We start from the raw sequence: 23218 nt of genomic DNA on the forward strand, positions 1-23218 counted from the left end.
TAATGCCCTCGCAAACTCCTGCGAGGGCCCGCGGTTCGGATCATGGCCGATTTTTCTTGGCCGGCGTAGCCGGATCCACGGCATCCTCGCGGTGCTCGCCGACGCCGAGATAGATCAGGATCGGGGCCGCGATGAAGATCGAGGTGTAGGTACCGACCAGCACGACGCCGAACATCATCACGGCGGTGAAGCTGTGGATGGCGTGGCCGCCGAACAGCAGCAGCGCGAGCAAGGCCAGCGTCACCGTGACGTGGGTGATGATCGAGCGCGACAGTGTCGAGTTGATGGACTCGTTGAGGAGCTGCGGCATCGGCATCTTCTTGTAGCGCCGCAGCATTTCACGAATACGGTCATAGATGACGACTGTATCGTTGAGCGAGTAGCCGAGAATCGTCAAAAGCGCCGCGATGCTGGTCAGGTCGAAATCGACCTGGCTGATCGACATGAAGCCGATCGTGAGCACGATGTCGTGCACGTTGGCGATCATGGCGCCGAGCGCGAACTGCCACTCGAAGCGGAACCAGAGATAGATCAGGATCGCGACGATCGCGAGCATCAGGCCGAGCATGCCGTAGGCAAGCAGCTCGCCGGAGACGCGCGGGCCCACCACCTCGACGCGGCGGTATTCGACGGTGTCACCGAGCGCGCCGCGCACCTTTTGCACGGCTTCCTGCTGGGCGGCATCGCCGCCGGGCTGCTCCGCAACGCGGATCAGGACGTTCTCGGGACCGCCGAACTGCTGCAACTGGACTTCGCCGAGCCCCAGTGCGTCGAGCGCAGTGCGCATTGCCGCGATGTCGGCGGTGCCCGACTTGGCCTGCACCTCGAGCAGCGTGCCGCCGCGGAAGTCGATGCCGAAATTCAGCCCGTGGGTGAAGAACAGCGTGATCGCGACGATCGACAGCGCCGCCGAGATCGGGAAGCTGATACGGCGGAAGCGCGTGAAGTCGAAATGCGTATTGTCCGGTACGATGCGCAGCGACGGCAGCAGGCCGAGCGCGGCAACCACGGTGAGGACGGCAATGAGGACGCCAAGCCCGATGAGAACGAAGTGAGTCACAATCAGGCTCCTAGATCGGCACGCTCTGCGGCCGCTTCCACCGCACCCACCAGGCCACGATCAGCCGGGTCAGCGTAAAGGCGGTGAACACCGTGGTGATGATGCCGATGCCGAGCGTCACGGCGAAGCCGCGCACCGGACCGGTACCGATATAGAACAGCACGGCAGCGGCAATGAAGGTCGTTATGTTGGAATCGAGAATGGTCGCAAGCGCCCGCTTGAAGCCGGCGTCGATCGCCGAGATCGCGTTGCGCCCGCCGCGCAGCTCCTCGCGGATACGCTCATAGATCAGCACGTTGGAGTCGACCGCGATGCCGACGGTGAGCACGATGCCGGCGATGCCGGGCAGCGTCAGCGTGGCGTTGAGCAGCGACAACAGGCCGAAGATCATGGCGACGTTGATCGCCACCGCGATGTTGGCGAACACGCCGAACAGCCGGTAGGTCAACAGCATGAAGACGATGACCATGATCGAGCCGACATAGGCCGCCAGCTCGCCCTTCTCGATCGAGTCCTGGCCAAGGCCCGGACCGACGGTGCGCTCCTCGATGACGGTCAAGGGCGCCGGCAGCGCACCGGCGCGCAGGAGGATCGCAAGGTCGTTCGCGGATTGCACCGTGAAGCTGCCGGAGATCTGGCCCTGGCCACCGGTGATCGGCTCGCGGATGACGGGCGCCGAGATCACCTCGTTGTCCAGCACGATCGCGAACGGCAGGCCGACATTCTCCTGCGTGGCCTGCGCGAACTTGCGCGCGCCCGACGTATTGAACTTGAAGTTGACGACCGCCTCACCGGTGCGCTGATCAAAGCCCGGCTGGGCATCGGTCAGGTCGCCGCCGGAGACCAGCACCTGCTTCTTCACGACGTAAGGCACCTTGGGCGAGCTCGCGCTCATCAGGAGCTCGGATTCAGGCGGCAGGCTTCCCTTCTGCGCCTGGTCGGGCGGCACCGAGGGGTCGACCATGCGGAATTCCATCTTCGCGGTCTTGCCGAGCAGCTCCTTCAGGCGGGTCGGATCCTGCAGACCCGGCACCTGGACCAGGATACGGTCGGTGCCTTGCCGCTGGATCACCGGCTCGACGGTGCCGAGCTGGTTGACACGGCGCTCGACGATCTGAATCGACTGCTCGATGGTCTGGCGCACGCGCTCGGTGATCGCGGCCTGCGGCACGGTCAGGCGAATCAGCCCACCGCCCGCATCGCTGATCTCAAGGCTGCGCTGGCCGTTGGAGCCGAGCAGCCCGCCGAGCGGCTGCGAGAGGTCGCGCAGCTTGGACAGTGCATTCTGAAGGTCGGTGTCCTTGACGCGGACCTCGACCGCATCGCCCTTCGACGCCAGCCCGGTGTAACCGATCTTGGCCTCACGCAGCACGCGGCGAACGTCGTCGCGGACCTGGTCGAGCTTCTCCTTCTTGACGTAATTGGAGTCGACTTCGAGCAGCAGATAGGAGCCGCCCTGAAGGTCGAGGCCGAGCACCAGGCGGCGCTGCGCCCAGGCGGGCCAGGTCTTGACCTGTGCCTCGGGAAAGAAGTTCGGGACCGCGCAGAGGCACACGATCAGCGCCACAAGGATGATCCCCAGCGCCTTCCACCGCGTGAAATACAACATCGAGTGAACCTGTCAGATCAGTAGACTACGAGGCTCGAACGAGCGATCAGCTCGCCGAGTCGTCCTTGGCGCTGTCCTTGGCCGGCTCGCCCTTGGCGCGTACGCCGGAGATCATCTGGCGCATCTGCCGCACCCGCACGCCGTCGGAAATTTCGAACTCGATCTGGTCGTCGTCGACGACCTTGGTGACCTTGCCGACGAGACCGCCCGAGGTCACGACCGTGTCGCCGCGGCGGATGTTCTTCACGAGGTCGGCATGGTCGCGCACCTTCTTTTGCTGCGGCCGCAGAATCAGGAAGTACATGATCACGAAGATCAGGGCGAACGGCAGCAGCGACATCAACATGCTGTTGGTGTCGCCGGCGCCCGCGGCCTGGGCATACGCAGGGGTAATGAACATTCGGACGATCCTCGTGAACGGAAGAAGGCCGGCGTTGCCCCCTTTGGGCCAGCCGGGCCGGTCAAATTTCGCGCGGACTATAGCGGCAGCGGTCCCAATTGCAACGCTGCCAGACTGACGATTTGGCCACCTTGCGGGCGGCGCTCAGGCCCGATAAGGCTGCATTCTCAGGAACTTCCGACATGCCAAAAAAACCAAGCAAAACCGCCGGCGCCAAGGCCACCAAGGCCCTCGTCAAGACCCCTGCCCGAAAGCCCACCCGCTTCGCGGCAAAACGCCCCACAACGGCCGGCGCCGACCTCGCACAGGAGCGCATCGTGCGTGCGCTCGAGACCATCGCGGCGCACCTCTCGACCCAGACACCGGCCATCGCCGCGCCTACCTCGTTCGAGCGTGCCGACGCCTTCGTCTGGCATCCGGATGGCCGCCTCTCGGCGGTGCCACGGGTCAGCCGTGTCGACCTCTTCCTGCTCAAGGGGATCGACCGGATGCGCGACATCCTGATCGAGAACACCGAGCGCTTCGCAAACGCCCTCCCCGCCAACAACGCTCTGCTCTGGGGCGCGCGCGGCATGGGCAAGTCGTCGCTGGTGAAGGCTACGCATGCCAGCATCAATGCGGAGCGGAAAGCCTCCGACAAACTCAAGCTGATCGAGATTCATCGCGAGGACATCGAGACGCTGCCGGCGCTGATGGAGCAATTGCGCGGCTCGTCCTTCCGCTTCATCGTGTTCTGCGACGACCTTTCCTTCGACGGCAATGATGCGTCCTACAAATCGCTCAAGGCCGTGCTCGAAGGTGGCATCGAGGGCCGGCCCGACAACGTCATCCTCTACGCCACTTCCAACCGCCGTCATTTGCTCGCGCGCGACATGATCGAGAACGAGCGCTCCACCGCGATCAATCCGGGTGAAGCGGTCGAGGAGAAGGTCTCGCTGTCGGACCGCTTCGGCCTGTGGCTCGGCTTCCACCGCTGCAGCCAGGATGAATATCTCGCGATGGTGCGCGGCTATTGCGGACATTTCGGCATCAAGGTCGACGACGAGGCGCTGGAGCGCGAGGCCCTGGAATGGTCGACCACGCGCGGCTCACGCTCCGGCCGCGTTGCCTGGCAGTTCGTGCAGGAGCTGGCGGGACGGCTGGGTGTGAAGCTGACGGCGAATTAAGAGCCGGAGGGTCCCGAAGTCGGAAAGTCGTGCCCCACTCACTGCTGTCATTCCCCGCGAAAGCGGGGAATCCAGTACGCCGCGGCTTCTCCGTATCCCGTCGCTGTCTCTGGAATACTGGATCGCCCGCTTTCGCGGGCGATGACAGCGTTATTGTGGTGATCGCGAGCGCCCCTCCTAGAGCTCGCGTCTCACGCCCCGTTCAGGAATTGAAGCGGGTCAACCGGGTTTGATCCTTTGCGGATCTCGAAGTGGAGCTGCGGCGACGCCACCTCCCCGGATTGACCCGATTTGGCAATGACCTGGCCACGCTTGATGGTGTCGCCGCGCTTCACCAACAACTCACTCGCATGGGCATATGCGGTGACGTAGCCGTTGGAGTGCCGAACCAGGACCAAATTGCCGTAACCTTTCAGCTCGTTGCCGGAATAGGCAACGACGCCGTCTTCAGCGGCCTTGACCGGCGTGCCTTCGGGCACCGCGAGATTGATGCCGTCATTGCTCTTGCCGTTGGTCTTGGCGCCGTAGCTCGTGATCACCTTGCCGCGCACCGGCCAGCGGAAGGTCGGCAGCGCGCCGGTAGCGTCCGCGGCCTTCGCCGGCGTCTCGGCGGACTTCTCTTCGACGTTGGCAGTGGCTTGGGCCAGCCGTGCGCTCTGCACCGGTGCGGCAGCCGCGACCCTGGTGGCGGGCACGGTTGCGACCGCGGCTGGCTGCTGAGCAACGGCAACGGGCGCTGCAGCTACCGCCACGGGAGCAGCCGGCGCGGCAACGGCCGCGGTCTTGCCGCTCGGCACGGTCAGCTTGGTGCCGAGCTTGAGCTTGGCGGACGGATCGAGACCATTGGCGCGCGCGAGCTCGGCCACCGGAATGTGGTTCTTGCGCGCGATGCTGGCGAGCGTGTCGCCACGATTGACGAAGTGAGTGCCGGCCGGCGCGCTGGCGGCCACCACCGGTTTCGCTGCGGGCGCCGCGACTGGCGCTGCGGCAACCGGAGCCATGGCCAGCGCAGGCGCCGCGGCGACTGCCGCCGGATGCGGAATGACGATCTGCTGGCCGGGCGAGAGCGCGCGCGGGCCCTTGTAGCCATTGGCGGCGAGGATCGCCTGCGGAGTGACGTGATAGCGTTTGGCAAGCACATCGAGCGTGTCGCTGGTACCAACGATGATCCTGGTTCCACCGGCGGGACGGGCCGCGGCAACCGAACGCGGCGGCACGGTACCAGTGGCCTCGAGATGCGGCTGTGCCGGCGGCGCATAGGACCCCATGCCACGCCCGCCTCCGGCTACACCCCCGCTTGCTGCGACGGGAGAGGATTGTGGCGCGGCGATCGCAGGTGGCGGCAACGGCTGGGACTGATAATAGCCGGGCTGTGTCTGCGGCCGTGCATATTGCGGCAGCTCGCGCTGCTGCGGCGGCGCCTGCTGCACCGACCCGGTGGAGTCCTGGGACGCGAAGGGATTGGAGAAGTTGGACTGCGAAAGCCGCGACGACATATCGGCGCTGCATCCGGCGAAACCGAACGAGATCAGCGCCAGGACCGCGACCTGCGGCACGCGGCGCGAGTAAAGCAACTCGGCAAGAGCGGACATGGTTACTCACTCGTACGCAACTGAACTGGTCTTTTAAGTAAACACGCGCCGAGTAAATAACCGCTTAACCCTCCCAATAAGGTGTTGGCAGCACTGCCGATCCGGAATTCTACAACTCGCGGGCCACGCCAGGCAGCGCGGGGACGAAGCGGACGTCGACGAGTTCCCTGCGCTCGGTCCCAGTCTCGGTGCGGGTCAGACGGATCAGGGTCTGCACCCCCTGATGGGGTCCGACCGGCGCAATCAGGATGCCCCCGACCTCGAGCCGCTCGATCAGATTGTCCGGGATCTCTTCCATCGCGGCGGTGACGATGATGCGGTCGAAGGGACCGATATTGGGCGGCAGATCGAGACCGTCGCCGAGCATCACCTCTACATTGTGGCAGGCGAGATTCTCCAGCCGGGCGCGCGCCGTATCAGCGAGTTTGCGATAGCGCTCGACCGTCAGGACATGCCCGGCAAGCCGCGACAACACTGCGGCCTGGTAGCCGGAGCCGGTGCCGATCTCCAGCACGCGATGCTGCTTCTGCAACCGAAGCTGCTCGGTCATGTAGGCAACGACGAAGGGCTGGCTGATGGTCTGCCCGCAGGCGATCGGGAGCGCGCTGTCGCGGTAGGCGTCCTCGCGGTCCGCCGCCTCGACGAACAGATCGCGCGGCACCTCCTCCATGGTGCGCAGCACCGCCTGATCACTGATGCCGCGACGTCGCAGCGTGAGCTGAAACAACATCTTTTCCGGCGGATGCTGATTGGTGGTCATTGGCTAATTTTTCGTCGCGTTTTCATCTCGGCCGGGCCGAACCCGCCATGCAGTTGCGACCTTCGTCGCAGCCGCGGGATTCTTGTTCCGGCGCAGGAACCCATGATAAACTTCTGCCACGGCATCTGACCACAGAATCTGCTTTACGCGGAATTGGTCATGCCGCCATTTCCAGATCGGGGTTTGTCCAAACGCTCGTTGCGTCGCATGGTTTTATCTGCGAACGTTTGATGGGAAGGGCAAGGACTCACGGAATGACTGCGACACGGCCTTCGGGCGGTTCTGTTTTCCTCGTCGAGGACGAGGTCATGATCAGGATGATGGTCGCAGACATGCTCGAAGAGCTTGGCTACAAGGTCGCGGCCGAGGCTGGCGACATTTCCGAAGCGATGCGGCTTGCACAGTCGACCGAATTCGATTTCGCCATCCTCGACGTCAACGTCAATGGCAAGGTGATCTCGCCGGTCGCAGACGTCATTAAGGCCAAGGGCCGGCCCTTCATCTTCGCCACCGGCTACGGCTCGTCCGGCCTGCCCGAGCAGTATCGCGACCGGCCCGCGCTGCAAAAACCATTTCAGCTCGACGCACTGGGCAAGACCATCGAGTCCGCGCTGCGCGGTGGCTGACGCCGATTAGGCATCGCCGATCCTACGTGCTGCGATGCTGGACTTATGCCGGTGATTTGCCCGACACGTCAATCGATTTCGAAAAATACGAACCCCCTGCCCGGCAACCCTCGGCTACTTTGCATGGGGTTGTTTTCGATGATTTGCTGGACGGCCCCCGAAGACGTCAGGCCGAAGGCCTCTCACGACGGCGAACCCGGCCCTATTTCAGCGTCTCGCCGAGCGCCTGCGAAAAGGCCTCATCGGTGCGGTCGAGCTTCAGCGGCGTCACCGAGATGTAACGCTCGCGCAGCGCGGCGAGATCGGTGCCATCCTCCGGCAGGTCCATCATCGCGGCGCGCTCGAAGCCGATCCAGAAATAGGGATTGCCGCGGCCGTCGCGGCGCTCGTCGATCCTGAGGAAGCCGAGATTGCGCTTGCCCTGCCGCGTCACGCGGATGCCGAGAACCTCCTCCGGCGCGCAGGACGGAAAATTGACGTTGATCACGGTGTTCCTGGGCACGCCGGCCTTGAGCACCCTGCGCAGGATGTCGGGGCCGAACTTGCGCGCGGTATCCCATGGCGGACGCTCACGCGTCTCGACGCTGAATTCCTGTGACAGCGCGAACGACGGCAGGCCCAGAATGGTGCCTTCGAGCGCACCCGCGATGGTGCCGGAATAGACGACGTCCTCGGCGACGTTGCGGCCCTTGTTGACGCCGGACAGCACGACGTCGGGCAGCGTCGCCCCAAGGATATGGCGCGCGCCCATGATGACGCAGTCGGTCGGCGTCCCCCTCACCGCGAAGTGCCGAGGGCCGACCTCGCGCAGGCGCAAGGGATCGTTCAGCGACAACGAATGCGAGACGCCGGACTGGTCGAGCTCGGGTGCCACGACCCAGACATCGTCGGACAGGGCGCGTGCGATCTCCTCCACGACCTTGAGGCCGGGCGCGTGGATACCGTCGTCATTGGTGCAGAGAATGCGCATGCGTCAGATCGATTCCTGAGGGGGCCTCTGAGGAGGTCTTATCCGGCTATGACCGATCAGGCAAACCGGCGAAAGGGGGGAGTTTCCGGGCCGTCTGGAACCTACCAACGGCTTTCGGCACGCCCGTCGCCTAGCGGCGGATGCGCCATTGCGGCAGGAAGCGCGCCAGCCGGCCTTCCGCTCGCAAGGCGAGCACGACCGGCGGGGCAGGTTTCGGAGGTGGTGCGACGGGTGCCGGTGCAGGCGGCAGGTCAATTACAACTTGCACCGGTGCTTGCGCCTGCGGATAGCGCGTGCGCGCCTGCGTCAACGCCTTGTCAAAATCCTCGAGATTGATCCCGGGCTTGGCGCGCCGGCTTTGCACGAAATCGTCGTCCCAAAGCCGCGCGATCTCGATGTCGAGCGCGCCGCGCAACCGCTGGTCGACCGCTTGGACGCCAAAGCCGGTCACCGACCATTGTCTGCCGATCCAGAAGATGTCGCGGTGCAGGGCCATGAATGGTCGCCGGAGAAGTCGGACGGCCGTCAGGATAACCGGCCGCCCGATCTTCGCAACCAAACGTTTCCGCGTTTCAGGCAGGCAACATGCCCTACTCGCGCGCGACCACCTTCAGCCCGCCCATGTAGGGTTGCAGCACGTCCGGAACGGCAATCGAGCCGTCCTCCTGCTGATAGGTCTCCATCACCGCAATCAGCGCGCGTCCGACCGCGGTGCCGGAACCGTTGAGCGTATGGACGAACCGCGGCTTGCCGTCTGGCCCGCGCGAACGCGCGTCCATGCGGCGGGCCTGGAAATCGCCGCACACCGAGCAGCTCGAGATCTCGCGGAATGCCCCACCCTCGCCCTGGCCCGGCATCCAGACCTCGATGTCATACGTTTTCTGCGACGAAAAGCCCATATCGCCGGTGCACAACGTCATCACGCGATAATGCAGGTCTAGCCGCCGCAACACCTCCTCGGCACAGGCAAGCATGCGCTCGTGCTCGTCCTTGCTCGTCTCCGGCGTCGTGATCGACACCAGCTCGACCTTGGTGAACTGGTGCTGCCGGATCATGCCGCGCGTATCGCGCCCTGCAGCGCCCGCCTCCGCGCGAAAACACGGGGTCAGCGCGGTCAGCCGCATCGGAAGTTGTTTCTCATCCTGGATGGATTCGCGAACGAGGTTGGTGAGCGCCACCTCCGCGGTCGGAATGATTCCGAGACGCTCGGTCTGCAGCCGCTCATGATCAGGCGCGGCGAGCAGCTCGCCCTTGATCGCCCAGAACTGGTCGTCCTCGAATTTCGGCAATTGCCCGGTGCCGAACATGACTTCGTTGCGTACCAGGAGCGGCGGGTTGATCTCGGTGTAGCCATGCTCGTTCGTATGCAGGTCGAGCATGAACTGGCCGATCGCACGCTCCAACCGCGCGAGGCCCTTTTTCAGCACGACGAAGCGCGCGCCCGAGAGCTTTGCCGCAGCCTCGAAGTCCATGTAGCCGAGCGCATGGCCGAGATCGTCATGCAGCTTCGGCGTGAACGCGTAGTTGCGCCTGTTGCCGAACACGTGGTGCTGCACGTTGCCGTGCTCGTCGACGCCATCAGGCACTTCGGCAAGCGGAAGATTGGGGATCGCCGAAAGCTCCTTTGCCAGCTCCTCGTCGGCTGCCTTCGCGGCCGCTTCGAGCTCCGGCATCGTGGTCTTGAGCTCGGCGACTTCGGCCATCAGCCTGGTCGCGCGCGCCTCGTCCTTCGCCTTCTTGGCCTCGCCGATCTCCTTGGAGGCGGCGTTGCGCCGGGCTTGGGCCTGCTCGGAAGCCAGGATCGCCGCCCGCCGGTTCTCGTCGATCGCCAGCAGCGACGCCGACATCGGCTTCAACCCACGCCTGGCGAGGCCGGCGTCGAAAGCTTGCGGATTGTCGCGAATCGTCTTGATGTCGTGCATGGCTGTGGTCCTGGGGCTTGTTACAAACCTTCAACTTTCAGGTTGCAGGTTTGCAAATGGCGGATTTCCCCTAGCACGGCTGTCATCGCCCGCGAAAGCGGGCGATCCAGTATTCCAGAGACAGTGCGAGGGTACGGAGAAGCCGCGGCGTACTGGATTCCCCGCTTTCGCGGGGAATGACACCGGATGATTTGGGCCTATTCCGCCGGATTGGCGCTAGACGAAGTACCGCTGGACGATTGCGAAGCCGCCGCCTTCTTCTCCACCATCGATACCGCGATGATCGAGCCCTCATAGAGCGCCAGCAAGGGTATGGCGAGCGAGCACTGGCTCAGCACGTCGGGCGGGGTCAGGACGGCCGCGATTATGAATGCGATGACGATGAAATAGCGGCGCTTCTCGCGCAGCATCTTCGACGTGATGATGCCGATGCGGCCAAGCAGCGTCAGGATCACCGGGAGCTGGAAGGCGACGCCGAAGGCGAAGATCAGCGACATCATCAGCGACAAATATTCGCCGACCTTGGGCAGGAGCTGGATCTGCGCTGTCTCGTCGCTGCCGGCCTGTTGCATACCGAGCGAGAAGCGGATCAGCATCGGCAGCACGACGAAATAGACCAGCATCGCACCCAGCACAAAGAAGACGGGGGTCGCGACCAGATAGGGCAGGAAAGCCTGCTTCTCGTGCTTGTAGAGGCCGGGCGCCACGAACTTGTAGATCTGCGTGGCGACGATCGGGAACGAGATGAAGCCGGCGCCGAACAGCGCGAGCTTGAGCTGGGTGATGAAATATTCCAGCAGCGCCGTGTAGATGAACTTCGAATTCTCCGGCCCCGCGACCCACACAAACGGCCAGACCAGCACATTGTAGATCTGCTTGGCGAAGAAGAAGCAGAAAATGAACGCGATGCCAAAGCCGAGCAGAGCCTTGATCAGCCGCGCGCGCAGCTCGATCAAATGGTCCATCAACGGCGCCTTGCTGGCCTCGATGTCGGCGTCGGTCATGACGCTTTGGCGTCCTTGATCGCTTCAGGTAGCGCGGTGTCCTGGACTAAGGTGTCCTGCATCATGGGAGCCGCCTCAACCTCGCGGGTGATCGCGAGCGGTTCATTTGCTGCTGCATGCGCCTCCGCTTCCACAAAGGTCGCGGGCGTGGGGGCTTCCGGTGTCGTCGGCATCACCGGTGCTTCGCTTGAAGCCGCAGGCGCTTCACTTGACGTCGCCGGCGCGTCGCTTGACGTTGCCGGCGGCTCGATCGCGGGCGTGGCCTCCGCCGGCTTGTCGATGTCCTCGATGCGCAGCGCCTCGTTGACGTCCTTCGTGAGCGAAGTCATCAAATTGTTGCGGGTGAAGCCGGAGGCCGCTTCCTTGACCTCATCGAAGCTCTTCTTCAGGTCGGCCATCTCGGCCTCGCGCATGGCTTCCTGAAATTGCCCCTGGAACTCGGCGGCCATCTTGCGGGCCTTGCCCATCCATTGGCCGACCATGCGCAGCACACCGGGGAGCTCCTTCGGGCCGATGGCAACCAGCGCAACGACCGCGATGAGGACCAGTTCACTCCACCCGATGTCGAACATGAAGTCTTCCGTTCAGGCAAGCCGCGATTGGCCCAATCCTCGACGTACGGGATCGGGACCGCCCATGTCTGCCGATCTTTGGCTCAGACGGCCTTGCTGCCGACGTCGGACCGTGCCGCAGTCGGCGCGGCGTTGTGCTCGATGGACTTGGCGGCGTCGGGCTTGTCGGCAACCTTGTCGTCGTCCTGCATGCCCTTCTTGAAGGCCTTGATGCCTTGCGCCACGTCGCCCATCAGATCCGAAATCTTGCCGCGGCCGAACAGCAGCAGGACCACTGCGATCACCAAGATCCAGTGCCAAATGCTAAGTGAACCCATCCTGCAACCCTCCAAACACGCATGGCCGGAGACCCGGCCGATCTTCACAGAAACCTAGGCTTCGCAGGTGTCAAAAACAAGGACCAAGGCAGCGCCAATTCGCTGTTGGCGCTAGGTAATCTTGCTAGTGTTAACTGGTCACGGCAGTCCGTAGAACGACGGGCCGTCAGCCCTCGTCACTGCCCTCGCCGCCGCCTTCCGGCGTCTCCGGTTCCGGCTCTGGCGCCGGGGCCAGCGCAAGGTCCAGATCCTCGCCGGGCTCGAGCGGATCCTCGTCCTCACGCAGCGCTGGGTCGTCCGACGGCGTCGGCACGCTGAAACCGGTCGGCAGACGCGAATCCAGAAGGCCTGTGCCCTTCAGCTCCTCCAGGCCCGGCAGGTCGCCGAGTTGTTCCAGGGTGAACTGCGACAAAAAATCCTCGGTGGTTCCGAAGGTGAGCGGACGGCCCGGTGTCTTGCGCCGGCCGCGCGGCTTGATCCAGCCGGTCTCAAGCAGCACGTCGAGCGTGCCCTTCGAGGTCACCACGCCGCGGATCTCCTCGATCTCGGCGCGCGTCACCGGCTGGTGGTACGCGATGATCGCCAGCACCTCGATCGCCGCACGCGACAGGCGGCGGGTCTCAGTGCTCTCGCGCGTCATCAGCCAGGCAAGGTCGCCCGCGGTGCGGAAGGTCCATTTGTTGGCAACGCGCACGAGGTTCACGCCGCGCGTCGCATATTCCGCCTGCAACTGCACGAGCGCAGCCTTCACGTCGACGCCTTCGGGCATGCGCTTGGCAAGGGTAGCGGTATCCAGCGGTTCGCTGGATGCAAACAGCAGCGCTTCGAGAAGCCGCAACTCTTCGGGACGTGCCTGGGATTCGTTGTCCATCGGCTCGATCTCTTCTACCCGAACTTCCGCCAAAGCCATGGCAGCTTCTCCTTTCAACTAACCGGCCGGTGCTTCAGGCGCGGGAGGCGCGCCTGGTACCGGTTGATGCCGCCCCTTTCGGAAATAGAGCGGCGCGAACGCCTCTTTCTGGTTCAGTTCCAGCTGGCCTTCCCGCACCAGTTCGAGCGCGGCGGCAAAGCTCGAGGCGAACACCGTCGCACGCTGCGACGGATCGGCGACGTAGCGGATCAGGAAGTCGTCAAGACGACCCCAATCGTCCGATTCAGTAAGGCCCCCGACCAGCCGCTCCAGCGAGGCGCGCGCTTCGGCGAGCGACCAGACCGTCCGCTTCGCAAGATGCACGCTCGCCAGCACGCGCGACTGCCGCTGCGTGGCGTAGGCCGTGAGCAGGTCGTAGAGCGTCGCGGTGTATTTCGGATGCTTGACCTCGGCGATCTGCTCTGGCTCACCGCGCGGGAAGATGTCGCGCAGCAATTGCTGCCTGTTCATCAGCCGGTTCGCCGCCTCGCGGATGGCCTCGAGCCGGCGCAGGCGATTGGCAAGCGCGGTAGCCATCTCCTCCGCGCTCGGACCTTCCGCCGTCGGCGGTTCCGGCAGCAAAAGGCGAGATTTCAGGAAGGCAAGCCAAGCCGCCATCACGAGATAGTCGGCCGCAAGCTCCAGCCGGATCTTTCGCGCGGCCTCGATGAAGTGGAGATACTGATCGGCGAGCGCCAAGATCGATATCTTGGCCAGGTCGACCTTCTGCTGCCGCGCCAGCGCGAGCAGCAGATCGAGCGGACCTTCATAGCCCTCGACATCGACGACCAGCGCCGGTTCGCCCTCGGCGAGCTCGGCGGGCCGCCCGGTTTCAAACGATAGGATTTCTGCGGTCATGCGGATGCCGTGTTCGCCTGTGCGATCAATGCGTCGAGTTCAGCCCGCGCAGCGGTCCGGTCGAGCGGCTGCGGCGCCATGCGCGCGGCCAGCGCCCTGTTCGCGCGCTCCAGCGCCTTGCCCGACAATTCGGGCGTTTGGCCGGCGACCTCGTGCATTTCCTCGATATTCCCGTTGCAATGCAGGGCCATGTCGCAGCCGGCTGCAAAAATCGAACGCGTGCGCTCGCTAATGGTGCCTGCCAATGCGTTCATCGACACGTCATCACTCATTAACAAACCCTGGAACCCGATCACGCCACGAATCACCTGCTCAACCATTGTCGCAGATGTCGTCGCCGGATGGGCGGCGTCGAACGCGCTAAACACAACATGTGCAGTCATCGCCATCGGCAGGTCAGCCAATGGCTTGAACGCGGCAAAATCGGTGCGCTCCAGCTCATCCCTTGGCGTGTCCACCGTCGGCAACCGAAAATGGGTGTCAGCCGTCGCCCGGCCGTGACCGGGGATATGCTTCAGCACTGGCAGCACACCGCCCTGTTCGAGCCCGTCCGTGACGGCGCGGGCGATCGCGGCGACCCTGGCCGGCTCGGTTCCATAGGCCCGGTTGCCGATCACTGCGTCGGCGCCCGCGACCGGTACATCGGCGAGCGGCAGGCAGTCCACGGTGATGCCAAGATCGGCCAGATCAGCCGCGATCAGCCGGGCGCTGAGGCGCGCAGCCGTCAGCCCCAGCACCGAATCAATATCGTAAAGCTTTCCGAACACGGCGCCGGACGGATAGACCGGCCAATGCGGCAGGCCCAGCCGCTGCACCCGCCCCCCCTCCTGATCGATCAGGACGGGGGCGTCCGGGGAGCCCGCGACGGCGCGCAATTCCTGAACAAGCGAAGCCACTTGAGCCGGGGTCCCGATATTCCTCTTGAAGAGGATGAAACCCCACGGTCGTTCGGCACGGATAAAATCCCGCTCGGCGGCGGTCAATTCCGTTCCGGATACGCCGGTAATGAAGGCCCGCGTGCTCATAGTCGCCGATTAACCGTACCCCGCTAGGGGGTCAAGGAAACGGCCGATAATACTACGGGATAAAGCACTGACCGCCGGCGGTCTTCAGCTCGGTGCAGAACTGGACGGCTTCCTGACGGGTCCGGTACGGACCCACCATGGCGCGGTACTTCACCTTGTTGTCGGCCAAGTCCACCCGCTTGATCACCGGCGAGCGGGATCCGAGCGCCGACGGGAACTTGCCCTGGAGCACCCGGAAGGAATCTCGCGCGGCGGATTCGGTATCCTGGGACGATATCGAGACCATGTAGCTGCCACCGCCCTCAGCGGGGACCGGGGCGATCTGCGTCGGGTTGGTCGCGGCCAACCGGGTCGGCGGCGCAGACGGGTCCGGCGCACCGCCCTGCGGCGCCAGCGACATCGGCTGGCTGGCGCTGGCGTTGGCCGAGGCCGGCGGATTGCGTGACGCGGCTGGCGCGGTGGCTGCCTTCGGCGCCCCGGCCGGCTTGGCTGCGGCCGCAGCCGGCGTGCTATCGGTCTGATCGCCCTTCACCGAAAGCGTCTTGATCCGGCGCGGCTCGCTGTTGGGCATCGTGCCGTTATTGGGCGCGACGGCTGGCGGCGGCACGGTCGACGGTGACACACTCGCGACCGGCGGCGGATTGGCGTTCGGATTGAGTGGCGGGAAGACGACGCGCGGGCCGCCGGACTTGGCGTTGACGTCGATCGGCGCTTCCTCGCGCGGCACGATCTTTTCGCTGCCGTCACCGGTGACCATGCGATCCGGCACCTTGGCAGAGGCATCGGCGGGCGCGGGCACGACCTTGGTCGGCGTATTGTCCGCCTTGATGATCGGCGGTTCGCCGCTGCGGGGCGATCCCAGATAGGTCTTGTAGGCGAAGGCGCCCCCGGTTCCAACCACGGCCAACGCAAGGATGGCCGCAACGGTCATCAGCCCGCCGCGCGTCTTGTGCGGAACCTCTTCCTCGAGTTCGTCCTCGGGATAGTCGCTCTGATAGGCGTAAGGATCGTCGGGATAGGACGGATCGCGCTGGAAATCCTGCTGCCCCCCTTCGAGCTGACCGTAAAGCGCGTCGTCATAGCGCGACGGATCGATCGGATCATCGTGTTCGGGATAGGCCTGGGACTCCTGGTAGTCGGGCTCTGCCGTCGGCTGCTGCTGTGCCGGGAAGCGCTGCATCGGATGCACCGGGTTCACCGCCGGCGCGTAGCTCGGCTGCTCGGGCACAGCCGGCTGCGGCTGAACGTTGGCACGCCGCATCCAGGACGGCGGTCCGGGCGGCGGTGGCGGCTCCACGTAATCATCTTCGTAGCTATCCGGCGCGTAGCTTTGCGCGGGTGGCTGGTACGGCGCGGGCGCCGGCGGAGCTGGCGGCCTTGCGGCGGGCCGGCCCTGCGAAGCGAATGGATCGTTCTGGCCAATCAACCGGGCGAGCTCGGCCAAGGGATCGTTGTCCGCCCCGCCATGCTGATCGCCGCCGCGATCATAGTCATCGGAAGGATACGGTTTGTTCTGATATCGTCGTTCGGCCATCGTGATGATGCGTCCCCTTCGGGAAAGCCGCCGGTCCTCGATCCGAACCGCGGCCTCCACCCACAAGGCATTCAACCAAGTCGCATTACGTAAGCGAGCCGGCTTCTGCCGGTTAGCCCCCACAGATTCCCTGAAGTAGTCCGCCCCAAACTACCGCATCTCGTCCGGGGCATGGACGCCGAGAATGGCGAGACCCGATGCCAGAACCGAGACGACGCCCTGGACCATTGCCAGCCGCGCCTTTGTAAGCTGTGCATCATTATTGATAATGAAGCGTAAATAGGGCAGGTCGCGCCCCTTCGTCCAAAGCGCGTGAAATTCGCTGGCTAAATCATAGAGATAAAAGGCAATTCGGTGCGGCTCGTGGGCCGCGGCGGCAGCTTCCACCGTCCGTGGATAAATTGCGAGCCGCCGCAATAAATCGAGTTCCACCGGGTCCGAGAGGCGCTCTATCGCCGAATCCAGCAACCAGGCGATCCGCGATTCGGTCGTCTCCGGCAGGTCGGGAAATACCTCTGCCCTGGCGTTGCGGAAGATCGAGTGGCCCCGGGCGTGACCATACTGGACGTAGAACACGGGATTGTCGCGCGACTGCTCGATCACCTTGGCGAGGTCGAAATCGAGCACCGCATCGTTCTTGCGGTAGAGCATCATGAAGCGGACGGCGTCCCTGCCGACTTCGTCCACCACCTCACGCAAGGTGACGAAGTCACCGGCGCGCTTGGACATTTTGACCGGCTCGCCGTTGCGCAGGAGCTTCACGAGCTGGACGATCTTGACGTCGAGCGCGGCCTTGCCGGCCGTGACGGCCTTCACCGCCGCCTGCATCCGCTTGATGTAGCCGCCATGGTCGGCGCCCCACACGTCGATCATGTCGGCAAAACCGCGGTCGAACTTGTTCTTGTGGTAGGCGATGTCGGACGCGAAATAGGTGTAAGAACCGTCCGACTTGATCAGCGGACGGTCGACGTCATCGCCGTAAGCCGTAGCCTTGAACAGAAGCTGCTCGCGGTCCTCCCAGTCCTCGACCGGCGCGCCCTTCGGCGGCGGCAGGCGGCCCTCGTAGATATCGCCCTTGGCACGCAGGAAATCGATCGTCTCGGTGACCTTGTTGTTGCCGCTCTCGATCAGCGAGCGCTCGGAGAAGAACACGTCGTGGCGGATGTTGAGGGCGGCGAGATCGCCCTTGATCTCGTCCATCATCATCGCGATCGACTTTGCGCGCACGGTCGGAAGCCATTCGGCTTCACTCATCGTGCGCAGCTTGTCGCCGTGCTCCTTCGCCAGCGCCTCGCCGACCGGCTTGAGATAGTCGCCCGGATAGAGGCCCTCCGGGATCGGGCCGATATCCTCGCCAAGCGCCTCGCGATACCTGAGGAACGCCGAGCGTGCGAGCACGTCGACCTGGGCACCGGCGTCGTTGATGTAGTATTCGCGCGTAACGTCATGGCCGGCGAAATCGAGCAGGCTTGCCAGCGCATCTCCGAACACGGCGCCGCGGCAATGGCCGACATGCATCGGCCCGGTCGGGTTCGCCGAGACGTATTCGACATTGACCTTCCCGCGCCCGCTCAGGCCCCCGTAGCTCGCCCCCTCGCGCAGCAGGGTGCGCAGCGCTTCCGCCCAGGCGGACGGCTTGAGCGTCAGGTTGATGAAGCCGGGTCCGGCGACATCGACCTTGGCGATCAGCGCATCCGCACGCAGGCGTTCAGCGATCTGCTCGGCGAGATCGCGCGGCTTCGCCTTGGCCTCCTTCGCCAGCACCATCGCGGCGTTGGTCGCCATGTCGCCATGGGAGGGGTCGCGCGGCGGCTCGACCACCACGCGCGAGAAATCGATGCCTTCCGGCCAGTTGGCCTCCGCCGCGAGCGCGCGGCAAACGGCGTGCACGCGCACGAGCACGTCGGCGAAGAGATGCAGCGATGAGGGTGTGTCGGCCATGGCCGCCGCCTAACGCAAATCCGGGGTCGAGTCAAAGAGCCGCTGGTGCTCGGTCAGGGCGAAACGGTCGGTCATTCCGGCAATGAAATTGCCGATCCGGCGGGCCCTATCGGCCTCGTCATCCGCCTCCGCCCCGGTCAGCCATTCCGGCGGCAGCTCGCCTGGCGAGGCCTGATACTTCGCGAACAGGTCGAACAGGATCTGTTCCGCCTCCCCCATCACGCGCATCACCCGCTGGTGACGGTACATGTGCTGATAGAGGAAGGTCTTGATCGCGGCCTCCTGCCCCGCCATCGTCGGGGGAAAGGCGATCATCGCCCGGCTCTGCTGGCGCACGTCCTGGGCTGATTGCGGCTGGATCGCCGCTAGGTTGGCCTTCGCCTCGGCGAAGACGGCGCCGATCAGATGCGAAATGAGCTCGCGAACCAGCTCGGCGCCGCGCCTGACGTCCTCGAGGTTCGGATAGTGCGCACCGATCTCGGCGATGATCTCGGCCATCAGCGGGATCGTCTTGAGATCATCGACCCCGAACAGGCCCGCGCGCAGGCCGTCGTCGATGTCGTGAGCGTCGTAGGCGATGTCGTCGGCGATCGCCGCGACCTGTGCCTCCAGCGAGGCAAAGCTCCAGAGCTCCAGGTCGTATGCCTTGACGTAGTCGGCGATGCCGACGGGAACGCCGTGCTCGCGGTAGCGTCCGACCGGCGCACCGCCGCGATCGGTCAGCGGGCCGTTGTGCTTGACGATGCCCTCGAGCGACTCCCAGGTCAGGTTGAGGCCGTCGAAATCGGGATAGCGGTGCTCGACCGCCGTGACGACGCGCAAGGTCTGGGCGTTGTGATCGAAGCCGCCACAGATCTTCAGGCACGCATCCAGCGCCCGCTCTCCGGCGTGTCCGAAGGGCGGATGGCCAAGATCATGCGCGAGCGCCAAGGTTTCCGTGAGATCCTCGTCGAGCCCGAGCTGACGGGCCAGCGCGCGGGCGATCTGCGCGACCTCCAGCGAATGGGTCAGGCGGGTGCGGTAGTGGTCGCCTTCATGGAACACGAACACCTGGGTCTTGTACTTCAGGCGGCGGAAGGCGGTCGAATGGATCACCCGGTCGCAATCCCGCCGGAACGGGCTGCGGGTGCGGCTTGGTGGCTCCGTGACCAGCCGGCCGCGGCTGCGATCGGGATCGCAGGCATAGGGTGCGCGGGGGGCAGCCATTCCGACGGACACGGCGAATTTAGTCCCTATCCATTTGATTCTGCGGACCTCTGCACATAACTATGTTGGACCCGGAATACCAAATGAATTGGATATGACGCGGGACGACCGGAGAGATGCAATGACGACTGCCGTGACCATCAGCGACCGGGCCGCGCGCCGAATTGGGGAGATCCTCAAGGGCGAAGGCACCGGCGCAATGCTGCGGATCTCGGTCGAAGGTGGCGGCTGCTCGGGCTTCCAGTACAAGTTCGACATCGAGCGCGACCGCACCGACGACGACCTCGTCATCGAGCGCGACAATGCGGTCGTGCTGGTCGACTCGGCGTCGCAGCCGTTCCTGGCGGGCTCCGAGGTCGACTTCGTCGACGACCTGATCGGCGCCTCCTTCCGCGTCAACAATCCGAACGCGACCGCCTCCTGCGGATGCGGGACGAGCTTCTCGATCTAGCCCAAATCAAAATCCGAAAAACAACCCCATGCAAAGTAGCCGGGAGAGCCGGCATCAGGAACTTCGGGATTAGCGAAACGATTTGACACGTCGGGCAAATCAGGGGCAATATGTGATCGTCGCAAGGTCAGCATAGGCGCTGCGGCTATCCCAATGCCCCGACTGGACGCGCCCGATACAGCCCGCCGCCATCCAATCAGACCAGACAGTTCGAATCTCGTCAGCGGCGCCAGTTCTACTATGCTGCACAATCTTGCCGGTTGACGCACAGGCTCCGCGTCAGGCCGACAATCCTCCTGTCGGCTTGCCGCCAATCGCCTCGGTAGGATGCGCCGGTGTAGCAGCCAGCCTGCGATCGCCATGTTCATGATGTTCCAGGCGATGCCGTTGACCAGCGCCGCTGCATAGGAACCGGTCCAATCGTAGATCGCACCGGCCAGCCAGCCGCCCAGCGCCATGCCAGCGAGAGTAATCGAGATGGCGAGGCTGACGCGAAGACCGGCCTCCTGCGCCGGGAACAGCTCGCGAATGATCACCGCATAGCTCGGGACGATGCCCCCCTGCGCCAAGCCGAAAATGGCGGAAATGACGTAGAGCGAGACCAGCCCGTTGAACGGCAGATAAAGCGCGAGTGCGATGGCCTGCATCGCCGAACCCAGCACCAAGGTCGGCAGCCCGCCGATCATGTTCAACACCCAGCCGAAGATCAGACGGCTCGCCACACCAAAGCCGAGCATGACGGCCAGCATCTCTGCGCCGCGCGCTGTGCCGTATCCGAGATCACCGCAGTAGGCGATCAAGTGGACCTGCGGCATCGACATGGCGACGCAGCAGCACAGGCCGGCGAAGCCCAGCAGACCTTGGGTCACGCCCGGAGCCAGGCCTATGGTTTGGTAGGTGCTGCCGGTGCCCGCCGCTTCGCGCGTAGCCGTCAATACAGGCCGCCGCAGCAGGACCAGGGAAAGCGGCAGCATGGTCGCCAGGCAGAACAGGCCGATGCCGATATGGGTCTGCCGCCAGCCGACTGCAGCAATGAAGTGTTGGATGATGGGTGGCCAGACCACGCCGGCAAGGGAGCTGCCGGCGGTCGCTAGCGAAATGGCGAGGCCGCGGTGCCTGTTGAACCAAAGCGAGGCGTCGGCCACCAGGGGCGCGAAGCTTGCTGCGCCGCCGAGGCCGATCGTGACGCCGGACACAATTGCAAAGGCGAGCAGGCTTGGCGCGAACGCGGCGAGGACGTAGCCGAGACTCATCAGGATCGTGCCCCCGGCGAGCGGCGACAGGATGCCGAAGCGATCTGCCAACCGGCCGACAATGATGCCGCCGATCATGAAGCCGATGGTCGTAAGTGTGTAGGGCAGCGTCGCGTCGGCGCGCGACGCGTTGAAATCGGCTTGTACGGCCGGCAGCGTCACGATGAGCGACCACATGCCCACGCAGCCGAGTGTACTGAGGGTGATGGAGACGACGAGGCGCGTCCATGAATATGAAGTCTCGATCGACGGCATGTCGGGCGGCACGATGGCAGGCTTCCTCGAAGCTTGTGTCCAAGCCGGCCATAGCTACGCCCCCGCCCTCACCCACGACAAAGCAGGATTTCTCTTTTGTAGAGCGAGCGAAACTCATGCACCCTGCGGCCCTGTCGCATAGTCCGGAGCCGGCCATGACGTATCTGCTGCCGCCACTCAATGCCTTGCGCGCCTTTGAGGCCGCTGCCCGCCATCTCAGCTTCAAGCAGGCCGCCCACGAGCTGCATGTCACGGCCGGCGCCGTCAGCCAGCAGATCCGCCTGCTGGAGGAGCGGCTAGGTGTACAACTCTTCGAGCGGCGAACGCGGCAGGTGATCCTGACGTCTGCCGGGGAAACCTATCTGACGCGGATACGTCAGGCGTTTCGTTGCCTCGCCGACGCCACTGCCGAACTCAGGCCTGAGGGCGTCACAAGCCTGCTGCATATCGGGGTGCATGCGGGTTTCGACGTTGACGGGTTGCGGACGCGCCTGGCGCAGTTCCGCAAGGCGCAGCCGCAGGTCGCCATTCGGCTCAGCCAGCCTGCAGGTCTGCACGAGCTGCTCGAAGGCAAGGTCGATGTCGTGATCGCGGATAGATTGCGGCGATGTCCGGGTTACAGGTGCGAGCCTTTAGAGAGTGGTTTTCTGATCGGCCCGCTCGGCACGGCGGATTGTCCCGAGATCGAAACCCTGCGTTCTTGCCTGCTTGGCCGTGTCGAGCTTGAGCCTGCTACGACAACCTAGGCGCACTGGTCGTCGCCCCCCGAGCGCGCCGTTGCGCACCACTTCGACATACGCCAGCGTAGCCAAGATCGGCCCATTCCCCGATTGAGCCGTCAAGTTGGCCATTGAGAGCACTGTCACCGTAATGACGGGCGTCAACCGAGCTTGCCTGTCTATTCGATCACCTCATCGGCGCAGGCCAGCAGCGTTGAGGGGATCTGAAGCCCGAACGATTTTGCTGCGTGGAGATTGAGGACCAGCTCCGTATTGGTGATTTTCTGGACCGCCAAGTCGGCCGGCTTCTCGCCCTTGAGAACACGCGCCGCATAGGAACCCATCATGTACCCGCCATCGGCAAAGCGCGTGCCGAAGCTTGCGAGACCCCCCTCTTCGACGGCCTCGCGACAGTCATGGATTGCGGGCATCCCATAAAGACGAGCCAGGTAGGCGAGAAGAGCATGGTCGATAAAGAATGGCAGGCCCCCGCCAAAGACCAGCACGGCCTTGCGATCGCGCGGGAGCGCCGCGAGCTCGGGCTCGAGGAGATGCTCGCCTGTCCACGCTATGATCAGGAGTTCAAACCCGAACGCATCGGCCGCGGCTTGAGCCTCGCGGATTTCAATGTCGTTGGTAGGCTTGTTGGTGGGATCGGTCACGAGGACGACACGGCTGGTCTGCGGGACCAATTGGCGCAAAATTTTAATTCTTCGCGTGATGAAACCTGTCACAGGACAGGCCACGCCCGTCAGATTGCCGCCTGGCCGATCAAGACTCTCGACAAGGCCAGTCGCCACGGGATCATCGGCGAGAAAGATGATCGGAGTGGTGCTTGTTACAGTTTTTGCCGCCAACGCCGCCTGATCTGAATACGCAATGATCACGTCGGGCTGTCGCATGAAAAATGCAGCACCGTACCTCGCCAAATGATCTGCCTGATATCCGGGCCCGGCCCTTCGACTGAATTGGACCTCGAAGCCATTGATGCCGTTGTCCCTCACGCCGCTTTCGAACTTCTCATTGAGGTGGCCCCATCGGCCATCAAGCAAGCCAATCACGGGCACG

Annotated in this window: 23 protein-coding genes; 4 read left to right on the plus strand and 19 right to left on the minus strand. The window is 64.2% G+C overall.

Annotated elements, in window-relative coordinates; translation table 11 throughout:
- Positions 1 to 40: 40 nt before the first annotated feature.
- From secF to yajC, 3 genes are read right to left on the minus strand one after another with little or no spacing between them, the layout of a single operon-like run.
- Positions 41 to 1060: a protein translocase subunit SecF gene (secF, locus tag Q3C01_RS11360; RefSeq protein ID WP_458145408.1), complete on the minus strand. Its 1020-nt coding sequence runs from the start codon at positions 1058 to 1060 to the stop codon at positions 41 to 43.
- A 10-nt stretch (positions 1061 to 1070) separates the two neighbouring features.
- Positions 1071 to 2669, minus strand: a complete 1599-nt coding sequence (gene secD / locus Q3C01_RS11365; protein WP_458145409.1) for a protein translocase subunit SecD — start codon at positions 2667 to 2669, stop codon at positions 1071 to 1073.
- A gap of 46 nt (positions 2670 to 2715) precedes the next feature.
- Positions 2716 to 3069, minus strand: a complete 354-nt coding sequence (gene yajC, locus Q3C01_RS11370) for a preprotein translocase subunit YajC (protein ID WP_458145410.1) — start codon at positions 3067 to 3069, stop codon at positions 2716 to 2718.
- A 182-nt stretch (positions 3070 to 3251) separates the two neighbouring features.
- On the opposite strand from yajC, the gene Q3C01_RS11375 reads away from it, so the two are divergent.
- Positions 3252 to 4235 carry an ATP-binding protein gene (locus tag Q3C01_RS11375; protein ID WP_458145411.1) on the plus strand — a complete coding sequence of 328 codons (984 nt, stop codon included), beginning with the start codon at positions 3252 to 3254 and terminating at the stop codon, positions 4233 to 4235.
- Positions 4236 to 4426: 191 nt separating this feature from the next.
- Here Q3C01_RS11375 and Q3C01_RS11380 read toward each other — a convergent pair whose 3' ends face one another.
- Both Q3C01_RS11380 and Q3C01_RS11385 read right to left on the minus strand, forming a co-directional pair.
- Complete coding sequence (locus Q3C01_RS11380) at positions 4427 to 5827, minus strand: peptidoglycan DD-metalloendopeptidase family protein (RefSeq protein ID WP_458145412.1); 1401 nt, start codon at positions 5825 to 5827, stop codon at positions 4427 to 4429.
- Between the two features lie 109 nt (positions 5828 to 5936).
- Positions 5937 to 6587, minus strand: a complete 651-nt coding sequence (locus tag Q3C01_RS11385; RefSeq protein WP_458145413.1) for a protein-L-isoaspartate(D-aspartate) O-methyltransferase — start codon at positions 6585 to 6587, stop codon at positions 5937 to 5939.
- A gap of 254 nt (positions 6588 to 6841) precedes the next feature.
- Between Q3C01_RS11385 and Q3C01_RS11390 the strand changes: the two genes are divergently transcribed.
- Positions 6842 to 7213: a response regulator gene (locus Q3C01_RS11390; RefSeq protein ID WP_458145414.1), complete on the plus strand. Its 372-nt coding sequence runs from the start codon at positions 6842 to 6844 to the stop codon at positions 7211 to 7213.
- A 202-nt stretch (positions 7214 to 7415) separates the two neighbouring features.
- Here the strand turns inward: Q3C01_RS11390 and surE are convergent, their stop codons facing one another.
- The 12 genes from surE to Q3C01_RS11450 form a co-directional block, all read right to left on the minus strand.
- The gene (gene surE / locus Q3C01_RS11395; protein ID WP_458145415.1) at positions 7416 to 8183 is read right to left on the minus strand and encodes a 5'/3'-nucleotidase SurE; all 768 of its coding nucleotides are present in this window, start codon (positions 8181 to 8183) and stop codon (positions 7416 to 7418) included.
- A gap of 130 nt (positions 8184 to 8313) precedes the next feature.
- Positions 8314 to 8679 carry a hypothetical protein gene (locus Q3C01_RS11400; RefSeq protein ID WP_458145416.1) on the minus strand — a complete coding sequence of 122 codons (366 nt, stop codon included), beginning with the start codon at positions 8677 to 8679 and terminating at the stop codon, positions 8314 to 8316.
- A gap of 94 nt (positions 8680 to 8773) precedes the next feature.
- A complete protein-coding gene (serS, locus tag Q3C01_RS11405; RefSeq protein ID WP_458145417.1) occupies positions 8774 to 10105 on the minus strand; it encodes a serine--tRNA ligase in 1332 nt (443 codons plus the stop codon).
- Between the two features lie 197 nt (positions 10106 to 10302).
- Positions 10303 to 11109, minus strand: a complete 807-nt coding sequence (tatC, locus tag Q3C01_RS11410) for a twin-arginine translocase subunit TatC (protein WP_458145418.1) — start codon at positions 11107 to 11109, stop codon at positions 10303 to 10305.
- Positions 11106 to 11681: a Sec-independent protein translocase protein TatB gene (gene tatB, locus Q3C01_RS11415; protein WP_458145419.1), complete on the minus strand. Its 576-nt coding sequence runs from the start codon at positions 11679 to 11681 to the stop codon at positions 11106 to 11108. Before tatB ends, tatC begins: the two co-directional genes overlap by 4 nt.
- 83 nt (positions 11682 to 11764) lie before the next feature.
- On the minus strand, positions 11765 to 11998 hold the full coding sequence (locus Q3C01_RS11420) for a twin-arginine translocase TatA/TatE family subunit (RefSeq protein ID WP_449383300.1): 234 nt from the start codon (positions 11996 to 11998) through the stop codon (positions 11765 to 11767).
- A 166-nt stretch (positions 11999 to 12164) separates the two neighbouring features.
- Positions 12165 to 12908 (minus strand): SMC-Scp complex subunit ScpB, encoded by a 744-nt coding sequence (scpB, locus tag Q3C01_RS11425; protein WP_458145420.1) that lies wholly within the window; start codon positions 12906 to 12908, stop codon positions 12165 to 12167.
- 18 nt (positions 12909 to 12926) lie between these two features.
- Positions 12927 to 13766, minus strand: a complete 840-nt coding sequence (locus Q3C01_RS11430) for a segregation and condensation protein A (protein WP_458145421.1) — start codon at positions 13764 to 13766, stop codon at positions 12927 to 12929.
- On the minus strand, positions 13763 to 14791 hold the full coding sequence (gene nagZ / locus Q3C01_RS11435) for a beta-N-acetylhexosaminidase (protein ID WP_458145422.1): 1029 nt from the start codon (positions 14789 to 14791) through the stop codon (positions 13763 to 13765). Before nagZ ends, Q3C01_RS11430 begins: the two co-directional genes overlap by 4 nt.
- Positions 14792 to 14843: 52 nt before the next feature.
- Entirely contained in the window at positions 14844 to 16325 is a 1482-nt protein-coding gene (locus Q3C01_RS11440) for an SPOR domain-containing protein (RefSeq protein ID WP_458145423.1), read from the minus strand.
- 150 nt (positions 16326 to 16475) lie between these two features.
- Complete coding sequence (gene argS / locus Q3C01_RS11445; protein WP_458145424.1) at positions 16476 to 18266, minus strand: arginine--tRNA ligase; 1791 nt, start codon at positions 18264 to 18266, stop codon at positions 16476 to 16478.
- A 9-nt stretch (positions 18267 to 18275) separates the two neighbouring features.
- Positions 18276 to 19484, minus strand: coding sequence for a deoxyguanosinetriphosphate triphosphohydrolase (locus Q3C01_RS11450; RefSeq protein WP_458145425.1), 1209 nt, complete (start codon positions 19482 to 19484; stop codon positions 18276 to 18278).
- A 109-nt stretch (positions 19485 to 19593) separates the two neighbouring features.
- On the opposite strand from Q3C01_RS11450, the gene erpA reads away from it, so the two are divergent.
- A complete protein-coding gene (erpA, locus tag Q3C01_RS11455) occupies positions 19594 to 19923 on the plus strand; it encodes an iron-sulfur cluster insertion protein ErpA (RefSeq protein WP_027527378.1) in 330 nt (109 codons plus the stop codon).
- On the opposite strand, the gene Q3C01_RS11460 is transcribed toward erpA, so the two are convergent.
- Entirely contained in the window at positions 19920 to 21443 is a 1524-nt protein-coding gene (locus tag Q3C01_RS11460) for an MFS transporter (protein WP_458145426.1), read from the minus strand. The genes erpA and Q3C01_RS11460 overlap by 4 nt on opposite strands.
- 143 nt (positions 21444 to 21586) lie before the next feature.
- Between Q3C01_RS11460 and Q3C01_RS11465 the strand changes: the two genes are divergently transcribed.
- Positions 21587 to 22177 (plus strand): LysR family transcriptional regulator, encoded by a 591-nt coding sequence (locus Q3C01_RS11465; protein ID WP_458145427.1) that lies wholly within the window; start codon positions 21587 to 21589, stop codon positions 22175 to 22177.
- Positions 22178 to 22329: 152 nt separating this feature from the next.
- On the opposite strand, the gene Q3C01_RS11470 is transcribed toward Q3C01_RS11465, so the two are convergent.
- Entirely contained in the window at positions 22330 to 23217 is an 888-nt protein-coding gene (locus Q3C01_RS11470; protein ID WP_458145448.1) for an ABC transporter substrate-binding protein, read from the minus strand.
- Position 23218 lies beyond the last annotated feature (1 nt).

The organism is Bradyrhizobium sp. UFLA05-109 (assembly GCF_054185165.1).

Coding starts and splice junctions, on each gene's coding strand:
- argS (WP_458145424.1), bottom strand. CDS start 18,266: ATGGCCGACACACCCTCATCGCTGCATCTCTTCGCCGACGTGCTCGTG.
- secD (WP_458145409.1), bottom strand. CDS start 2,669: ATGTTGTATTTCACGCGGTGGAAGGCGCTGGGGATCATCCTTGTGGCG.
- Q3C01_RS11440 (WP_458145423.1), bottom strand. CDS start 16,325: ATGGCCGAACGACGATATCAGAACAAACCGTATCCTTCCGATGACTAT.
- serS (WP_458145417.1), bottom strand. CDS start 10,105: ATGCACGACATCAAGACGATTCGCGACAATCCGCAAGCTTTCGACGCC.
- tatB (WP_458145419.1), bottom strand. CDS start 11,681: ATGTTCGACATCGGGTGGAGTGAACTGGTCCTCATCGCGGTCGTTGCG.
- yajC (WP_458145410.1), bottom strand. CDS start 3,069: ATGTTCATTACCCCTGCGTATGCCCAGGCCGCGGGCGCCGGCGACACC.
- Q3C01_RS11375 (WP_458145411.1), top strand. CDS start 3,252: ATGCCAAAAAAACCAAGCAAAACCGCCGGCGCCAAGGCCACCAAGGCC.
- surE (WP_458145415.1), bottom strand. CDS start 8,183: ATGCGCATTCTCTGCACCAATGACGACGGTATCCACGCGCCCGGCCTC.
- scpB (WP_458145420.1), bottom strand. CDS start 12,908: ATGGCTTTGGCGGAAGTTCGGGTAGAAGAGATCGAGCCGATGGACAAC.
- Q3C01_RS11430 (WP_458145421.1), bottom strand. CDS start 13,766: ATGACCGCAGAAATCCTATCGTTTGAAACCGGGCGGCCCGCCGAGCTC.
- Q3C01_RS11400 (WP_458145416.1), bottom strand. CDS start 8,679: ATGGCCCTGCACCGCGACATCTTCTGGATCGGCAGACAATGGTCGGTG.
- erpA (WP_027527378.1), top strand. CDS start 19,594: ATGACGACTGCCGTGACCATCAGCGACCGGGCCGCGCGCCGAATTGGG.
- Q3C01_RS11385 (WP_458145413.1), bottom strand. CDS start 6,587: ATGACCACCAATCAGCATCCGCCGGAAAAGATGTTGTTTCAGCTCACG.
- Q3C01_RS11465 (WP_458145427.1), top strand. CDS start 21,587: ATGACGTATCTGCTGCCGCCACTCAATGCCTTGCGCGCCTTTGAGGCC.
- tatC (WP_458145418.1), bottom strand. CDS start 11,109: ATGACCGACGCCGACATCGAGGCCAGCAAGGCGCCGTTGATGGACCAT.
- Q3C01_RS11390 (WP_458145414.1), top strand. CDS start 6,842: ATGACTGCGACACGGCCTTCGGGCGGTTCTGTTTTCCTCGTCGAGGAC.
- Q3C01_RS11380 (WP_458145412.1), bottom strand. CDS start 5,827: ATGTCCGCTCTTGCCGAGTTGCTTTACTCGCGCCGCGTGCCGCAGGTC.
- nagZ (WP_458145422.1), bottom strand. CDS start 14,791: ATGAGCACGCGGGCCTTCATTACCGGCGTATCCGGAACGGAATTGACC.
- Q3C01_RS11420 (WP_449383300.1), bottom strand. CDS start 11,998: ATGGGTTCACTTAGCATTTGGCACTGGATCTTGGTGATCGCAGTGGTC.